Source organism: Undibacterium sp. SXout7W (assembly GCF_049339385.1).
Taxonomy (GTDB): Bacteria; Pseudomonadota; Gammaproteobacteria; order Burkholderiales; family Burkholderiaceae_D; genus Undibacterium.
Genome location: NZ_JBMPPF010000027.1, coordinates 16,906 through 34,336, shown reverse-complemented (window position 1 = coordinate 34,336; position 17,431 = coordinate 16,906). Strand labels below are relative to the sequence as shown.

15 protein-coding genes and 1 pseudogene are annotated in these 17,431 nt (G+C 48.7%); 5 read left to right on the top strand and 11 right to left on the bottom strand.

Annotated features, from left to right (window positions below; all coding sequences use genetic code 11):
• A pseudogene (locus ACO0LB_RS19495) lies at nucleotides 1–186 on the top strand (IS5/IS1182 family transposase); the annotation flags it as partial.
• Nucleotides 187–251: 65 nt separating this feature from the next.
• Here the strand turns inward: ACO0LB_RS19495 and ACO0LB_RS19490 are convergent.
• From ACO0LB_RS19490 to ACO0LB_RS19445, 10 genes are all read right to left on the bottom strand, one after another.
• Nucleotides 252–1,379: a replication initiation factor domain-containing protein gene (locus tag ACO0LB_RS19490; protein ID WP_423052168.1), complete on the bottom strand. Its 1,128-nt coding sequence runs from the start codon at nucleotides 1,377–1,379 to the stop codon at nucleotides 252–254.
• A gap of 89 nt (nucleotides 1,380–1,468) precedes the next feature.
• Nucleotides 1,469–1,864, bottom strand: a complete 396-nt coding sequence (locus tag ACO0LB_RS19485; protein ID WP_423052166.1) for a hypothetical protein — start codon at nucleotides 1,862–1,864, stop codon at nucleotides 1,469–1,471.
• A gap of 665 nt (nucleotides 1,865–2,529) precedes the next feature.
• On the bottom strand, nucleotides 2,530–2,922 hold the full coding sequence (locus tag ACO0LB_RS19480; protein ID WP_423052164.1) for a type II toxin-antitoxin system VapC family toxin: 393 nt from the start codon (nucleotides 2,920–2,922) through the stop codon (nucleotides 2,530–2,532).
• Between the two features lie 6 nt (nucleotides 2,923–2,928).
• A complete protein-coding gene (locus tag ACO0LB_RS19475; protein WP_423052162.1) occupies nucleotides 2,929–3,198 on the bottom strand; it encodes an AbrB/MazE/SpoVT family DNA-binding domain-containing protein in 270 nt (89 codons plus the stop codon).
• Nucleotides 3,199–3,951: 753 nt separating this feature from the next.
• Nucleotides 3,952–5,883, bottom strand: a complete 1,932-nt coding sequence (locus tag ACO0LB_RS19470; protein ID WP_423052160.1) for a hypothetical protein — start codon at nucleotides 5,881–5,883, stop codon at nucleotides 3,952–3,954.
• 263 nt (nucleotides 5,884–6,146) lie between these two features.
• Entirely contained in the window at nucleotides 6,147–6,491 is a 345-nt protein-coding gene (locus ACO0LB_RS19465) for a PepSY domain-containing protein (protein ID WP_423052158.1), read from the bottom strand.
• Nucleotides 6,492–6,564: 73 nt separating this feature from the next.
• Nucleotides 6,565–7,839 (bottom strand): TolC family protein, encoded by a 1,275-nt coding sequence (locus ACO0LB_RS19460; protein ID WP_423052156.1) that lies wholly within the window; start codon nucleotides 7,837–7,839, stop codon nucleotides 6,565–6,567.
• On the bottom strand, nucleotides 7,836–8,156 hold the full coding sequence (locus ACO0LB_RS19455; protein WP_423052154.1) for a DUF3240 family protein: 321 nt from the start codon (nucleotides 8,154–8,156) through the stop codon (nucleotides 7,836–7,838). Before ACO0LB_RS19455 ends, ACO0LB_RS19460 begins: the two co-directional genes overlap by 4 nt.
• A 23-nt stretch (nucleotides 8,157–8,179) precedes the next feature.
• Entirely contained in the window at nucleotides 8,180–11,269 is a 3,090-nt protein-coding gene (locus tag ACO0LB_RS19450; RefSeq protein ID WP_423052152.1) for an efflux RND transporter permease subunit, read from the bottom strand.
• Complete coding sequence (locus ACO0LB_RS19445) at nucleotides 11,269–12,573, bottom strand: efflux RND transporter periplasmic adaptor subunit (protein ID WP_423052150.1); 1,305 nt, start codon at nucleotides 12,571–12,573, stop codon at nucleotides 11,269–11,271. Before ACO0LB_RS19445 ends, ACO0LB_RS19450 begins: the two co-directional genes overlap by 1 nt.
• A 266-nt stretch (nucleotides 12,574–12,839) precedes the next feature.
• Between ACO0LB_RS19445 and ACO0LB_RS19440 the strand changes: the two genes are divergently transcribed.
• The 4 genes from ACO0LB_RS19440 to ACO0LB_RS19425 all read left to right on the top strand — a co-directional run bounded on the left by ACO0LB_RS19440 (nucleotide 12,840) and on the right by ACO0LB_RS19425 (nucleotide 16,387).
• Nucleotides 12,840–13,526 (top strand): response regulator, encoded by a 687-nt coding sequence (locus ACO0LB_RS19440; protein ID WP_423052148.1) that lies wholly within the window; start codon nucleotides 12,840–12,842, stop codon nucleotides 13,524–13,526.
• Between the two features lies 1 nt (nucleotide 13,527).
• Nucleotides 13,528–14,946 (top strand): ATP-binding protein, encoded by a 1,419-nt coding sequence (locus tag ACO0LB_RS19435; RefSeq protein WP_423052146.1) that lies wholly within the window; start codon nucleotides 13,528–13,530, stop codon nucleotides 14,944–14,946.
• Nucleotides 14,947–15,080: 134 nt separating this feature from the next.
• The gene (locus ACO0LB_RS19430) at nucleotides 15,081–15,377 is read left to right on the top strand and encodes a hypothetical protein (protein ID WP_423052144.1); all 297 of its coding nucleotides are present in this window, start codon (nucleotides 15,081–15,083) and stop codon (nucleotides 15,375–15,377) included.
• Nucleotides 15,378–15,550: 173 nt separating this feature from the next.
• Nucleotides 15,551–16,387 carry an HDOD domain-containing protein gene (locus tag ACO0LB_RS19425; protein WP_423052142.1) on the top strand — a complete coding sequence of 279 codons (837 nt, stop codon included), beginning with the start codon at nucleotides 15,551–15,553 and terminating at the stop codon, nucleotides 16,385–16,387.
• A gap of 217 nt (nucleotides 16,388–16,604) precedes the next feature.
• Here the strand turns inward: ACO0LB_RS19425 and ACO0LB_RS19420 are convergent, their stop codons facing one another.
• Complete coding sequence (locus ACO0LB_RS19420; protein ID WP_423052140.1) at nucleotides 16,605–17,393, bottom strand: tetratricopeptide repeat protein; 789 nt, start codon at nucleotides 17,391–17,393, stop codon at nucleotides 16,605–16,607.
• Between the last annotated feature and the right edge of the window lie 38 nt (nucleotides 17,394–17,431).

The window sequence follows — 17,431 nt, the reverse complement described above, 5'->3', positions numbered from 1 at the left end:
AAACGTGCAGTCACTCAGGATGGCCGCGCTCTGCGTCGATATAAGCGTCGCTGGAAAGTCGAACGATTGTTTGCCTGGCTCAACAAATTCAAACGTGTTCTCACTCGTTGGGACCGTTGCGCTGATCAATATACAGGCTTTGTTCATCTGGCTTTCTCTATGATTCTACTTCGAAGATATTTATGAAATGAGTTCTAGTTAAAAACATCTTTCCCCCGATTCAAAAACCATCTTTTAAATTTCTAAAATCGTTAATCATCTTTATCGTTTCTTGCCTCTAAAAAATTACTTTGCTTATCAACCATTGGATGTTGTAAGCGCCGAGGCGCACCCGTTCGTTGCAAAATTTTGATGACCGATTCAGCCGAACCTTCTACTTCAAGCATGACGTTGATTAGCTTTCCATATCCAGTCGCAGCACATTCGATAAGATGCTCATAGCCAATTTGTGACTGGCGCTTAATTGTTTTAATTCTCGCCATTGGTGTTTGTACCCAACTGAGGGCTTTGGGATATGAGCCGACAAAATACTGTCCTGACTCGGTAAGAACTTCCCATGGAATGATACGGTCAGTGTTGTGCAGTTCTACTTCCCAGCGTACCCATGGATGCCATAGCCCGCCAAGCTGCATCCCTTTTTCATAAACACGCAGCATTTTCCCGTTCTTACGTTTTCCGACATAGAACGTCCGCCCTTTTCCATCAGGCTCTATCCAATTACCGTTTTGATTGCAGGAAGGCTTATTACCACCAGCATTAAATGCCCCCGACTGATAAAGGCTTACAGCCATATCTACAGTATGCAAGCCGCAGAAATCATCAACCGCACCGTCCCAACGTGTAATTGATGCCTGCCATGTATCACGTAAATATTGAGTTACAAGGTTCCAATCAGCAACCAGCGAACATGCCTCACCTGGCAAAGAGAGGAATGCTGTTCCAGATTGACCGCCGTACGCAAACAAAGCACTACTTTCACCAAGCCGGAATGAATTTTTATAACCGTGTAAGCCACGCTCACGGTTAATCGCTGGAGCAAACTTAGCTCCAAAGATGATGAATAGATTTTGAAATAGTTCCGGTAGTGAGTCTGCAGAATCGAAGCGGAAAGTGCAGTTGAAATAATCAGTGATTGCAGCGTAGGAAACTACGCCATCTACTGGTTGTGGGATGAAATAAACAATTGGTTTTCCATTGCCGTTCGTACAGATAATAAAACTTTCACCTGTATTCGGATCGCTCTCTGTATGAAACTTTCCCCCCGTATTACCAGACGGGGGGCAGTCCGCGGCATCTGCGGGCGCCCGCGTGGCGAACCCGCCCGCAGCAGCCGCTGCTTCACCTGCATTTTTGACGAAGGAAAATTTAAGGGTATCCATAACCCTTAATATAGAGGGTATTCAATTACCCTGTCAAGGAGATTAAATACCCCTTTGTAGATTTTTTGTAGGTTTTACAAATAGAATTTTTAATTTTTAAGTTCGCCTTCTGGGTTAGTCATATCACGTCGATTTTCTACCGATACATCGCCGCTAACAACCTTCCAGAAGCTACCTAATTTCAGCGCAATGTCGTATCCCAGTAGGCGCTTTGCGATCAGCCCTTCCTCTGGGAAAAACTCTCTTACATTAATACCTAAAATCTCTTCGTACTTCCGAAGCGTCCTCTTATTGTGAATGATCAGCAGAGCTTTCCAGCCTAAGTAATCACCGAGCATCATCATACCCACGGCTTTTTCTAATTCGTCGGCACTGCCAGAGAAACGATTCAGAGCATCATTAACAATACGCGCCAACTGCTCACTACGCTCAGGCGAATGAACATCTTCAGTTGGTGGTGTTGGGTATTTGTCTTTTCTTGCCATAGCAGCCTCCTTAATTAAGACAGAATAATAGATTAAGGGGTATTCGACAACCATTGAGGATATTGGGACACGGCATGCAGGAGTCTGTCCGTGGATGCGCTTTAGGCGCACCATGAGGCAGCAAGGTTGCGTCCTTTGGCGCAATCTGCCCATTCGGTTCCCTCTACGGGCTATGCCCTCGGAGAATCGACGCTATAAGCGTCGAGCAGACTCAAATCGCCTTGCTTCGGATTTTTAGCCCTCTACAAACGGCTTGCAATAGAAAAGAAATGTAGTCAACTTGATAATTGATAGCTACCTAGTCATAATGTAACGCGCCGCAATAAACTCAACGACACACAACTTTTGGAGTATCTCTTGTTTAAAAATTTTTCTACGTTATTGATCTCTTCCATACTCCTAGCTGCTTGCGCCTCCCCTCCAAGATACGACTATGTTAAGCAAGGTGCTAATCAATACGAAAAGACTAATGCGACATCTGAATGCAATTATCAAATTAAACTTAATAAGACGCCCGCGCAAGATCAGAGACACTTATTAAACCTGTGCATGCAAGGCAAAGGCTACCGTTACGTTCAAATAAATTAATTAAGATCGCTATACTTCTTTATTTTCAAAGCTAGATTTGGTTGCGGAAGTTAATTATTAGCGCCCTAATCGCGTATTCAGGGTGCACTAACGTCGGGATATGCATTCACGTTTTTTGCATACTTCACAAATGCTTTATCAAAGGTCTTAAATCCAGACTCTTTTGCACTCATAGCCAAGTGTAATGCATCCCCAAAATCCATCCCGCCCTCGTACCAATGCAGCGCATAGGCCAAAGCATCCAAATTTTGCGGCTTGAAATTATCCATCCCACACAACAGACGAATCGATTTAGCAATTTCCAAACGGTCACAATCGCAGGACTCCAGCACCCAGACCAGCTCGAGAAAGACGGTTATCGGTGCGGTACATGGCTCAGAGCCATGCAAAAGCTTTTCTGCAATGTCAGCTTGTACAGGTGAATCGTTGAGTAAGTAGCGCGCAAGGATATTAGTGTCAATTGCTATCATTGAGCACTACTCCTTACTTGCATCGTCTTGAGCCTTCAACCGCGCTTTAATTCTGGCTTTGATATCCGCATCATCCAGTAAGGTACGCCCCCGCTTTGCCAAGAACCCCCGCACCTCTCTACCAGATGTTTTTGGAAATAAGGTCTTCGGAGTTAAGTTCAATCCTGTTGCGGTCACGCTGATGACGAACTCTGTACCTGGAGGCAAATGCATATCATCCCGCATTGCTTTTGGGATAACGATTTGCCCTTTACTGGATAATTTAACGGTTTCCATATTACACCTTATTTTCGGTAAGTCTCAGCATCTTACCGCATGTACCCAATAGGGACAAATAGAGTGCTTTTAAATACAGAAAACCATTCTACAAAACGGAAATGCACCTTACTGGTAAAGGGATACGGGGCTTATACATAAAACAATTTGTAGAATTAAATCTTGTTAAGTTACTGATTCATTTGCAATATCTGGAAGCTTGAAAATCCTTGTGTCGGTGGTTCGATTCCGCCCCGGGCCACCAAACATATACGCTAACCTTCACAGGTTGGCGTTTTTGTTTTGCGCCTCAGAAAACCTCGGTGCCGTGAATTGCTAACAATATCTGACGACAAATTTACGTATCTTGCTTCAAAGAAAAATTCAACGCTTCGTGCTAGCGAAGAAAAAAAGCAAAGTGACGAGAGCATCATGGATGCGGGGCATTCCCGGGATGATAAGTAAAACTCCAACAAAGATAATTCTCAGGAAGGCTGCGATATATCAGCCTCAAATCCGCTCATTTATCTGCATCATTGATGAAATCATACTTATCAAGATGACCGCAAATTGATCATTGAAATATCGATGATGAAATATTTTTTCAAAAAAATAATAAGAGCCATTAAACAAAGACACGACTCGATGATTTTCTCTTCAGCAGGACTTTGAATATCTGTGGCATTCAGGTATCTCGCGCAGCTATAGAGCGGGACAAAATAAATAATGCCTCACAAAAATCATCGCACGCCATCATTGAAGGTAACAGCTGGTTCAGACGCTCACATCGATATTATCGACAGCAGCAGGTAGCGCTGTATCCGCTGTATCCTGAGATGCTTTTGACAATTGGCTGACAACAGTTTTTTTCCCTTGTTGAGCGGACTGCTCATGTAGATTCAATGCCACCGGATCAATATGGGGAATAATACCGATGTCAGGAACTATTTCTGTGCGGTGATTCAATAAGCGATCAGCAGTAAGGTGAGTAACGGCATCACCAACTTTGTAGGCAGCAACGGCGGCAGAAATCGACGGGTTGATGGTTTGGCTGTTTGTATAATTCAGTACATTTAATGCAGGCACCGGATTTGTGTCACCGGCGGTATTGTCCACGTTTGAACTACTGGAGGTTGCTGCAGAAACGATCAACGCAGAAGTATTGGCATTGCCCTTACTCATTGAAGCGATGAAGGCATCGGCATTCGCATTTGCATTCGCATTCGCATTTGCATTCGTAGCAAGGCTATGATCGGAATTCTGACTCAGGATAGTTGAAGCAATCTGGTCAGATGCGTGTCCCGGGCTGGTGACCAATACCGAGGGGGCACTCAATATAGTATTGGCTGTGGAGGCAGCAGCCTCCAGCGCCAATCCCAAGTTGGTCTGCACAATGTCAGTTGTGTCAGTCGCGCCAACCGTATCAGTCCTATTCCCAATAACAGTATCAGATGCAGTAAATGCATTCATATTTTTTTGAGTTTGCGAAGCATTGTAAATCTCAGCCTCTGTCATGCCTTCTATATTTTTTGCAGCGACGGGAGAAGTTATTGATGAGGTCAAAGAAGAAATCGCTGGTGACAAAGTTTGCTTCACGGCTATTGCTGCCATAGGATTAGCACCTCCTGTCACGCTCACATCATTTGACGCAAACCCAGACGTGACATCAGACGATGGTAAGAGCCCGGCTGAGTATTCTACTTGCACACCAGGAACATCATACACAGTCCGATCAGAGCTTAAATTAAGTATCTGCGGCTGTGCCTTATCGGTGGCCGTAATCGAGCTGCCAGTCAAAAAATCCGCTGTTGTTGGTCGTGTATCAGCAGCAGAAATTGTCGTCCTGCTGGTATCGATCATGCCCTGCAAAACCTCGTCAGTCAGCGTCTGTTGCAATACTTGTTGAGTCATATTGATATCGCTACCGGCTACTGTGTTGGTGTTGATATCTGAGCTGGCATTTGAGTGTATCGATAAGGCACTCATAATCGTATCCGTGCGCGCACTGACCTCTGTATTCGCCTGTGCATCTGGGGTGGTGGCGGGATCAATATAGCCAGACGAACCCAGCTGACTCATCTCTGTTGATTGCACATTGATCAGTTGAGTCTCGGCTTGCGCCAATGCTTGCAGCGCTTGTGTCAGTAATGAGGATGTGGAAACCGAATTGCTTTGATACGCAGTCTGTAGTGCGTTCAGATCAAGAGTAAACTGAACGCTGCTATCTGCCAGAGTCGCGTCTTGCAAAGTGATCCCGAGTTGCGACAAACTGGTCAACAAAGAATTGTTGGTGCCAGCGAGTGTTTGCTCATTCATGAGTTGCAGTAAACGGCTATCAGATGTGGAGGTGAGTGGATTCTGTGTCGTATCTGTCGCACTCGCCAGGAACGTATTGAAAGCCGTCACAAATAACTGCGCTGTGGTCGTCACACTGGCAAAAGTAGTCGGGGTATCTGATGCACTCGTACTGGACGACGATTGTGATATCTTTTTTGTGAGATAAGCAAGCATGGCCGTCAGTGCCTGCCCTACCGCAGACACATCCACCATACTGGAACGATTGTCCACAACCACTACACCCGTTGCTGATAAAGCATCAATGACTGTTGCAGATACCGGCCGAACAACAGACAAAGCAGACAATGAAGAGGTGGAAGATAAACCGACAGGTGTGACCGCGGACAAGGTATCGACTGAGCTTGGCATGATCAAACTGCTTTCTGTGCATTGTGGTTTGTTATTGCATGTACTGCGAATACTAGTGATGACCAAAGCGTGCGATTACATAACACTCTTCTGGATATGGACACAAAATAATACAGCGATGTAGTACTCACCCTGCCTTGTGTGTCCACCGGGCATACTGGCATCAAGCAATTTCATTGTAGTGCAAATAAGTCCAGATACCAGCTGTATTGTTGATATCTGGCATTTCATGCAAATTCAAATCGGCATTGTTACTTGATTGATTACTTGATCGTGTTGAGCCGATTAAGTTTTGCATTCACAGGATTAAAATAGGCTTCGATCAGTTGATCCTGCGCATCCATGCCGTAAATTTCGTAGCATGAGTTATAGACAATTTTAAATTTAAAATTTTTGTAGCCACGATGCCTGATCAACAGCTTGAACTCTTCTTCAGATAGCCATTCCGACACTGGCTGATCAGTACATTCTTTTTTGGCGACAGAGGAGGATGCTGGCAAAGATGCTGACTTGGTATGATCTGCCGCAGCAACTGGGAAAATCACACCAAGACTACAAACAGCCACCGTCAACCATCTGATGCAACCAGCAGACATAGGTATAAACATCAATTATCCTGTTCAAAAATTAAACCTGCTATCAACGCATCACGTTCGTCATATTGATCGCGATCGTACCAAACTAATCAAGTGCCCACATTAAATGCGCATCCAGTTGCAAGCGTGCCTGTGCTGCCAGGCTGTCGATCTGTGCGGACTCTGCTGATAACTCTGCTTCCAGTGCCATACGACGAGTATTTAACGCGTCGGTGAGTGTTGCTTCGCCGAGCTGATAGGCTGACATCATGGTGCTCGCCTGTCGGTTACTTTGCTGCTGAATTTGCTGCGTCGTGCTCCAGATCTGATAGGTACGGATATTGTCTGTCACTGCGCGCTGTGCTGCCAAACGAACTTTCATGCGAACTTGCCCCAAGCGCTCTTCAGCCATTTTTTGGCGCAGATAAGCACTACTGCTTTCTGCCTGACGACCACCGCCGGGCAAGGGAATTGAAATACTGATGCCGACAATTTTTTCCTGGCCATCCCGTTCGCGACCGGCGCGTATACCAATCGTCGGATCTGGCATCTTATCGCTGGCAGCACGACGCGCCTGCAAGGCAAATAATGCGGCTTCGGTTTCCGCTAGTTCCAACTCATGGTTATCATCCATGATTTTATCAATCCATTCTTCAACAGAGTGACTCGCTGGCTGTGGAACGCCAAGTCGTTGCAGATCCGGCTCAGGCAATTTTGGATATGTCACCCTGAGCATCTGACGCAGTTGCTCTTCGCGTAACTGCGCCTGCTGCAATAATGCTGTAACACGTTGGTATTCGGTATCCGCAAGCAAGGCGTCCAGTTGCGCTGCCTCACCTGCTTTAACGCGTTTTTTGGCAATATCACTGAGACCAGAAGCAAGCTGTTGCTGGCGTTCCAGACTACGACGCCCAGCCATTTCACGCAAAGTATCAAACCAGTCTTTCAATAAAGTACGTCCGGCCTCGTGCCATTGATCCGCATACATTGCTTCGGACAAGACAACGCCTTTGTCCCCAATCGCTACATCTTTTTCATATTTACCAAACCAGCGGACTTGCTTTTCCAGCGCAAATTCTTGTTCTGCAAAACGCCCACCCAACTGATCCGTACGACGGTTATTCGCCAGCTTCACATTCCATTCATAGTTACTGGCTTCAAGCCGACTCTTTCCTGATTTGGCGAGATCAATATTCATCGCTGCCGAACGCAATGGCGGCAACTCTGCCAGCGTCTGTCTGACTACCGCCTCCGCAGGCAGAGCACTGATCACCTCTGCATGAATAGTACTACCAGCCGCCATGGCGACGGGTGTCAGCATAGCGCTGGAAAGGCTCATGGCAAGCACTGTCATCAGACATGAAAATGGCGTTTGTTTCATACCAGCCTCCCAAATGTCATGACAGGTGTTACCCAGTAGGCGACATCACTATTACGAATTTCCGCTGCTAACAAGGTGATAAGTTGTGATAATTCAGCCTGAGTACCCACCACGAACACCAGCTTGCGTCGGCTTCGTCCCTGTACTTTTTCCATGGTTGTCATCAGGGAAGCACCCTGCCCCAGACCTTCGGCATTCGCAATCGAAAACCCACGCGCCAGTGCGGGATGCAGCAATAAAAAGTCGAGCACATCTTCTTCCAGGCTGACAGGAATAGCCAGCGTGAGCATGGCATCATACTGAGGCGATATTTGCATAGCATTTATCATTATTTACATTCTCATTGAGTATCGTTATCGGTACTGGAAGCTGCCGCCGGAGCACCAAACCGTTGGAACAGAATTGGCAACAGAATCAGTGTTAACAAGGTCGCGCTGACGAGTCCGCCGATCACAACGATCGCCAGCGGGCGCTGAATTTCAGAGCCTGGTCCACTGGCCAGCAGCAAGGGGATCAAACCAAAGCCGGTAATACTGGCAGTCATCATCACCGGACGGAAACGCCGTAATGCGCCATCCGACACGACTTCTGCCATACGAATACCACGCGCAACCAATTGATTAAAATACGTGATCATCACCAGGCCATTCAATACCGCAATCCCCATCAATGCGATGAATCCGACAGAAGCAGGAACCGACAAATATTCTCCCGTTAATGCCAACGCGATCACGCCGCCCAGCAAGGCAAATGGAATATTCACAAATACCAGCAAGGCCTGACGCACACTATGCAAAGTAGTAAATAGCAGCAGGAAAATCAGTGCCAGTGCGACCGGCACGACTACCGCAAGACGGCTGGCGGCACGCTGCTGATTTTCAAACTGTCCGCCCCAGGACATCCGGTAACCCACAGGCAATTTAATCTGCTGCGCGACTTTTGCTTTTGCCTCATCCACAAAGCCGACCAGATCGCGATCCCTGACGTTCGCTCTGACCACTACGACACGCGATGAATTCTCGCGCTCTACTTTGACCGGCCCATCCACTGTGCGCAGAACTGCAATCTGGCTCAAAGGAATAGAGGCGCCGTCAGTGACTGGCAAGCGTAGCTGGCGGAATAATTCCGCAGACATCTTCAGTTGATCATCGCCACGCATAAACAAGGGCAAACGTTTACCGTCTTCAATCACAATTCCTGTCGGACGTCCTTCGATCAGCGTACGCAAATCATTCTGCACTTGCTCAACACTCATCCCCAGACGGCCTGCTGCTTCGCGATTAATATCTACCTGCAGATACTGCACACCTTCGTTCTTGACCGTCATTACATCCTGACTGCCTGGAATCGCTTCCACCAGTTTGACAACCTGATCCGCCAGACTGCCCAGTACCTGATTATTCGGGCCATACACCTTGATTGCCAGATCACCACGGACGCCGGATAACATTTCTGAGGTGCGCATTTCTATCGGTTGAGTAAAACTGAAACTCAATCCGGAAAACTCTTTCGTCACCTCGCGCAACGAATCAATCAGCGCATCCTTGTTTTTACTTTTCCATTCGGCTTTGGGTTTCAGTACCAAAAAAGTATCCGTCTCGTTCAAACCCATAGGATCAAGCCCGAGCTCATCCGAACCTGCGCGCGCCACGATACTGCGCACATCTGGAATTTTTTCCAGAATACGTCGCTGCACCGCCATATCAAGTTTGCCGGATTCTTCCAGATTCACAGATGGCAATTTCTCGATTTGCATAATGATGTCGCCCTCATCCAGCGTTGGCATGAACGACTTGCCAATCAAAGGAAACAACGCCGCCGTCACCAGCAAAGCAACCAGCGATGCGATAATCACTTTTTTACTATTTGCCAGAGCTGCTGTCAGCAAACGCAGATACGCCGCTTCCAGTACCTGTACCAATTTAGGTGCTGGCCCATGGTTGTCTTTCAACAAAAAGGATGACAACACCGGAATGATGGTCAGCGACAGAATCAGGGATGCCGCCAGCGCAAAAATGATGGTCATGGCGACAGGTGAGAATAATTTCCCTTCCAAGCCCTGCAAGGACAGCAAGGGTAAAAAGACGATCATAATCACCAGCATCCCTGCTGTCACCGGCACGGCTACTTCTCTGACGGCACGATAGATCACATGCAACCGCGAGAGTACGGGACGATCCGTCGCGCCGCTATGGGCTTCAATATTTTCCACGACCACCACAGCGGCATCTACCAGCATACCGATAGCAATCGCCAAGCCTCCCAGCGACATCAGATTGGCTGTCAATCCATATGCCTGCATCAGTAAAAATGTGCCCAGCGCAGACAATGGCAAGATACATGCTACGACTAATGCAGAACGTACATTGCCCAAAAACAGATACAACAAAATAACAACCAGTATCGTCGCTTCTGCCAGCGCTTTGGTAACAGTAGAGACGGCACGCTCGACCAGATTGCCACGATCATAAAAAGTGTTGATTGTGGTCCCGGCAGGTAAGGATTTTTGTATCTCTGCCAGACGCTCCCGTATCTGGTTCACGACCATTTGCGCATTGGCACCGCGCATTGCCAGCACCAGTGCCTCGACTGCTTCGCCTTTACCATCTTTGGTCACGGTACCATAGCGAGTCAAGGCGCCAATCCTTACCTGCGCTACATCACCGATCCTGACAGCAATACCGTCCTTGTTCTGTATGGCGATCGCCCTGACATCATCCAGCGTACGGATACTGCCATCACTACGGATCAACAAAGATTCCTCGCCAGCGGACAAACGTCCGGCACCATCGTTGCGATTATTCGCTTCCAGTGCGGCCTGCAACTGCGCTATCGATAACTTGCGTGCAGACAGCGCGTTAATATCTGGCACCACTTCAAAACTCTTGACCATACCACCCAATGAATTCACATCTGCCACACCTGCGATATTGCGCAGTTGCGGCCGTATCGTCCATTCCAGGAGACTGCGCTTGTCCATCAACGATAGCGGGCCTTCGATGGTGAACATGAAAATCTCACCGAGCGGTGTGGTGATCGGCGCCAGCCCACCGCTGACGGAGGTCGGCAGATCTTTCAGTACGTTCGCGAGTCGCTCACTGACTTGCTGGCGAGCCCAGAAAACATCTGTTCCTTCCTGAAAATCCAGCGTGATATCGGCAATCGCATACTTGGATTGCGAACGTAAAATCGATTGCTTGGGAATCCCTAGTAATTCCTGTTCAATCGGTGCAACAATTCTGGCCTCTACCTCTTCCGGCGTCATCCCCGGAGCTTTCATGATCAGCTTGACCTGTGTGCTGGACACGTCAGGAAACGCATCAATCGGCAGTGATTGAAATGCTTGAATACCCGCCGCAATCATCAACAACGTGATGACAATCACCAGCAGACGCTGCGCCAGTGAGAATGCAATCAGACGCGCCAGCATTATTTGCTCCCACTTTGTGCTTTGACTGTATTCGCAGGATGGGCTGCGGCTGAAGCTGCGGATGTTACCGGTACTGCCGGTGCGGTGGCGGGTGCCTCATCCGCCCCCAGACCTATCCATGCCCCTTTGATGGCGACAATACCTTTGACCGCAACTTCCGCACCTGCTTTAAGCTTGCCTGAGGCTTCAGTCACCCAGACCTTATCGGCACTACCGCTGACCTGCTGAACTTTGACAGCTTCAAAGCCCTGGGTATTTTTCAGAAAGACGAAAGTATCTGCCCCTTGCTGCACCAGCGCCGTTGCAGGAATACCGATACTGCCTGCAGCATTGCTGCCAATACTGTGGCTGACTTCGACAAACTGATTCGGCTTCAGACAGGCATCACGCTTTTCTTGTTGAGCGCGAATTAACGTAGCTTGATTGCCGCCCGTCAGTTGTGGGGAAATCGCCATGACTCTGAGCGGAGCGCAGCCTTTTACATACAGCAGATCGCCAGTACGTATCTTGTCTGCCTGCTGACGCGTTGCCTGCACTTCTACCCATAAAGGAACATCCTTGCTGATTTTAGCCAGCGGCATACCTGCCTCCACTCTTTGCCCCGGATGAATTTCCAGTTCAACAATCGTTCCGCTGCCACCGGCAGCAACCGTGAAGGTAGGTACGAGTGCATGATTGCTGAGCAGTTGCTTTATCTGCGCATCCGCCAATCCGCCAGCGCGCAGGGATTGATAGCGTTCTTTCGCCGCGATCTCTGTCTGGATAGCTTGCCCCTGGCTTTCCTGCAAACGTGCTTGTGCGATGATGCCTTCCTTGAACAAGGCCTCGTCGCGCTGAGCCTTGTCTTTACTGAGTCTTGCCTGTGTCGCGAGTTGCAGATAATCACGCTGCATTTCCATCAATTGCTGGCTGAAGATACTGGCAACTGGTGTCGCCGCCTGTACCGTCTGCAAGGGATACACATGTACCTGCTGTACCACGCCACTGACATGACTGCTGACCAGACTCAATGCATTGACCGGAACAATCACCGTCCCTGACATGAATTGCCCGCTTGCAGCCTGGTTGGTGGTTTGATTTGGTACACCGACAGATGCCGATGGCACTGCAGATTTGCCATCCGCCACACTGACTGGTGCCGTTTGTATACCGGAGCGGCGCAATTGTTCTGCATTCAGATGAATCTGACGGGCATCAGCAGCCATCAACGGCGTGGACGCCAGCGCCAGCAGGCATATCAACGCCTTGGCACGCGTGATGGCTGGAACAGCAGAGGAGCGCAAAGGGAGGTGATGTAAGGTCATGGCAATTTGGCAAAATGGACAATACTAGTAGTTTGCACCAGATTCCTTAAGAACTTCTTAACAACTCGCCACTACAATGCGCTTTAATCTCATCAGACTGATGCAATATTGTTCTAATAAGCTTGGACTACGAAGGCAGTGCAGGCTTGTAAGAGACTGGTACTGAACGAGCCATCACGCCGCTGGGGCGGTTTTGCGCAAGTCTTGCCTCATATCTCTGGCGAGAAAAATAATAACAATTGATTTGCTTCCGGGAGGAGTGTTGTATGCGGATTTTATTAGTCGAAGATGATCCTCAGTTAGGGCGTGCCACGCAGATAGGACTGGAGCAGGCCGACTATGTGGTGGACTGGGTGCAGTCCGCAGAAAGCGCGCTCACAGCAATTCGTAACCACCAGTATGGTTGCGTACTGCTGGACCTTGGCCTGCCAAAAGAAGACGGCATGAGCCTGCTCCGCAAACTGCGTGGTAGCGGCTTTGCGCAGGCGATATTAATCGTGACTGCCAGAGATCAGATTGCAGACAGAATACTGGGGCTGGATGCGGGCGCAGACGATTTCATCCTGAAGCCCTTTGATCTTGATGAGCTGGCGGCACGCATACGCGCGGCCAGCCGCAGGATCACAGGACGTGCCAGTGAACTCCTGATGCATGGCGATATCGGGATTGATGTCGCCAATAAGGTTGTGCATCTGCGGCAGGTTCCGGTCGCGCTGACCAGCAAGGAATACGGCATCTTGTTGATGTTGATAGAACATGCTGGCAATATCCTGACCCGGGAACAACTCGAAGAGGCCCTTTACGGCTGGGGGGACGAAATCGAAAGCAATGCGATTCAGGTGCACATCCACCACCTGCGCAAAAAATTAGGCAAAGACCTGATCAAGACCGTACATGCCATCGGCTATAGAATCGATAAAATAATCCCCGAGCCAACCTTGGCAGCATCCTGACATGACAAAGAGCATAAACTTGCAATGGCATTCCTTCTTCCGTACGTGGTCAATACGCCGCACGCTGATCGGCATACTGTTATGTCTCAGTCTTTCCGTCTGGAGCTTCAGTGCCATCGTGGTGTATCTGGATGCCGATCAGGAGAGTCAGGAACTATTTGATCAGTCACTGGCAGAAACTGCACATTTGCTACTGACGCTGGCCGATCATGAGGTGCAGGAAAGAATGGCAAATATGCCATCTGCAATGGCGGAATCGAACAATGACGCACATAGTCAGTATTTGCTATTCCAGATCTGGGATGAGAAGCGACTCCTCTATAAAAACAAAGGCGCTTCCGACACACCATTTTCTGCCAGCGGTGCCGTTGGCTTTGGCTGGACAGTCATTAACGGTCAGCCGTGGCGAACCTATGTCACCTGGGATACCGAGCACCAGTTACAGATACAAGTAGGTGAGCCGGTCAGTCACCGAAAAGAAATCAGCGGACGCTTTGCCTATAAATTGCTGGTATTCGCACTGTTTATCATTCCATTACTGATCGCCGGCATCTGGTGGACGGTGAACCGCGTATTTCAGGCTCTGCATGCTTCGGCGGAAGAAGTTTCCCAGCGCACGCCCAACGATCTGAGACTGGTTTCTCTGGAAGGACGTCCCATCGAAGTGCGCCCTTTGCTGAATGCGATCAATCGTCTGTTTGAGCGTGTCAGCCACACGCTGGCAAACGAACAGCGCTTTACCGCTGATGCAGCACATGAGCTGCGCACACCGCTGGCAGCGATCAAAACTAATCTGCAAATTATCCAGCGTGCCCGCAACGACGGCGAACGCACAGAAGCCATACAAGGTTTGGGTGCCAGCGTCGATCGCGCCACGCGATTAGTCGAGCAATTGATGACATTAGCCAGACTTGATCCACAAAACAATCAGCAAGCGCCGTTGCGTATCGCCGACCTGTCTGCCGTTATCGCGCAACAAGTCCCTTATTGGCAGTCACAGGCGGCTCAAAAACATCTGCATTTTGATGTTCAATTATCAGAAGCACAATGCCCATTACATCAAGACAGCTTCCTGATCTTACTGCGCAATCTGCTCGACAATGCATTTCGCTATACGTCTGAAGAAGGCAAGGTCACCCTTCGCTGTGGCACTGACAGTCGTGGTGTTTATATGCTCATCAGCGATGATGGCGTTGGCATTCCAGCGGCTATGCGCGAACGGGTCTTCGAACGCTTTATGCGACTGGCAGGTGCAGACAAGCCCGGCAGCGGTCTCGGGCTTTCTATCGTGAAGCAAATCGCCGATATGCATCACGCTACACTGGAACTGAGTGACGGTCTGGATCATCAAGCCATGAGCAAAGATACGAGCAACGATGTCAATAAAGGTCTGAGCGTACGCCTGTCCTGGTCTTTGTAAGTGATTAGCCATTGATGCGCAATCACGGCGGTAAGCCGATCAGATTATTACCGTGGCAATCAAAAAAGCAACAAGGAATAATACGCTTCCCGACATGCACTGAGATCGGGCTTATCTTTGACGGGAGCACAACCATGTACCAAGCATTTACTCAATACCTCTATTCTGTCTTGCGTCAGGCAACACAAGAATTTCGCCAATTGACCGGCACACTGGCACAGGCTCTGCTGCGCACGCCATTACCGCGCATTGTCATCATCTGTGCCGCTCTGGCGCTGTTCATCAGCCTGATTCCGTTTATCCTGAGCCTGTTCATCTTGCTAGTGTTGTTCCGACTGTTTTTAGGTATGTTACAAAATACTGCACCACGTCATCGGCGTCAGAGCATGGTGTACAGACAAGTTCAATTTGGCAGAAATGAAAGAAAATAACAGAATTTGAATGATTTTTAAAAGACATTCATTCAATAACCTCTGGCAATAGCATAAAGCAAGCGCAACAATAAATTTCCACAAGGAAATAAATGTTGCTTTATGGAATTTTTTTACTATCATGGAGACTTCTGCTGACGCACACCCACAAGAACGATTGAAGGAGAATTTTCATGGACAGGTTAGCCATTTTTAAACGCATTGCAGAACAAGCGATGCAAGGTGATCTGGTATTTCCTACCCATGTTGAGGAAACGCTGAAGCTCAAACGTGCGCTGGATGATCCCGACTGTCATCTGGATGCAGCAGCAAAAATGGTGATGGCGGATCCTTTGCTCTCCAGCCGTATCGTGGCTGTGGCTAATTCTGCGGCATACAACCGGAGCGGCAATGACATCAACAATGTCAAAACGGCGCTGAATCGTCTGGGTTTCCGCACCCTGAAATCACTGGTTGCAGCACTGATTGTGCGCCAACTCAACCAACAACTCCGCGACCCTGCATTAATCGCCAAGGCAAAGCAATTATGGGAACACTCTGCCCATGTTTCTTCGCTGGCGCAGGTCATTGCCAGGCACATCACGAAAGTGGATCCAGATACAGCCATGTTTGCTGGCATCGTGCATGAAGTCGGTGGTTTTTACCTGATATCAAGGGCGGAAGAATTTCCAGGCCTGCTGGATGAAGCGCCGGACGTCTGGGTCGAATATGGTGAAAAAATTATCGGCAGAAGCATTTTGAAAAAACTGGAAATCCCGGATACCGTCGTACAAGGTGTGGAAGCACTATGGCATGGCGTTACTGCCATGCCACCAGAATCGCTGGGTGACACACTGATTCTTGCCAATGATATTGCGCCCATCGTCTCGCCGCTGCATCAACTGGAAAATATGAAAACCCGTCACTTTACAGCGCATATTGATTTTGAGGTGGATGACAGCACCCTGCAGGAAATTCTGAACGAAACAGACGATGAGTTGGAATCATTAAGTGCGGCGCTGATGCACTGAAGCTTGCTGGAAGCCGATACCTGGCATCGGCTGTTTCCAACGCCATTCCACCCATGATTGCGCCCAAAATTTCTTCGATAACGTTATCGACGATTTCATCTGTAACGTCGTCACGATGCCTTAACAATAGTGCCAGCATTGCCGGCGATTCAGATCATCAGCTTCACGATAACGCCTGCGTTCATTTCGCATTCAACAACGCATTACTGATATTTATTCACTGATATTTATTCCAACGCAATAAGCGCTCGTCTGAGGCTTCTTTAATCAGATGGCGAGAACGACGCGCAGCATCTGGGTCTGTATTGACTTTGCCATCCAACTCCATTGCCAACGCCTGAATCGCCACTGGAAAATCGCCGTCTGCAGAACGCTCCAGCCATTCTCTGGCCTGATGCGCATCCTGCGCTACGCCTTCACCAGAAGCATACGCATTCGACAGCAAAAACATTGCCTGCGCGTTTCCCTGATCAGCCGATTTCTGCAACCAGTGCACAGAAGTGTTCAGACTCAAAGGCACGCCTTCACCATACTTACTCATTCTGGCGAGCATAAAACTGGCTTTTGAATGTCCTTGCAATGCTGCTGCCTCGTACCACTGCCAGGCAGAAGCTGCATCTTTTTGCACGCCTAACCGGGCCTTGTAATACACCTCCGCCAATTCAAAGCGAGCTTCTGCATCGCCACCTTTGGCCGCCTGTGTCAGCCAATGTACGGCTTGTATTCGTTGAGCCTCTTGCACCTGTTGCACCGGCATTGATACGGCATGCGCATTCTGTTCCGACTGTGCCGCCAGCGCCAGTCCCAGTTCTCTTTGTGCAGTGACCTGCCCTTGCTCAGACCAGACTGTCAGACTGCGCAAGGCACTGCTTTGCTGTCCATGCATCGCTAGTTGACCCGTGGATTCAATTTCAGCCGTAGTCGGCTGCTGATTGATAGGTGCATGACAGGCGCTTGCCATCACAACGGCGACAATCAAACCTGCATAAGTAATAAGAATTCGCATAAAAAATAAAGAAAAATGAAACTCCCTTCATTCATGAA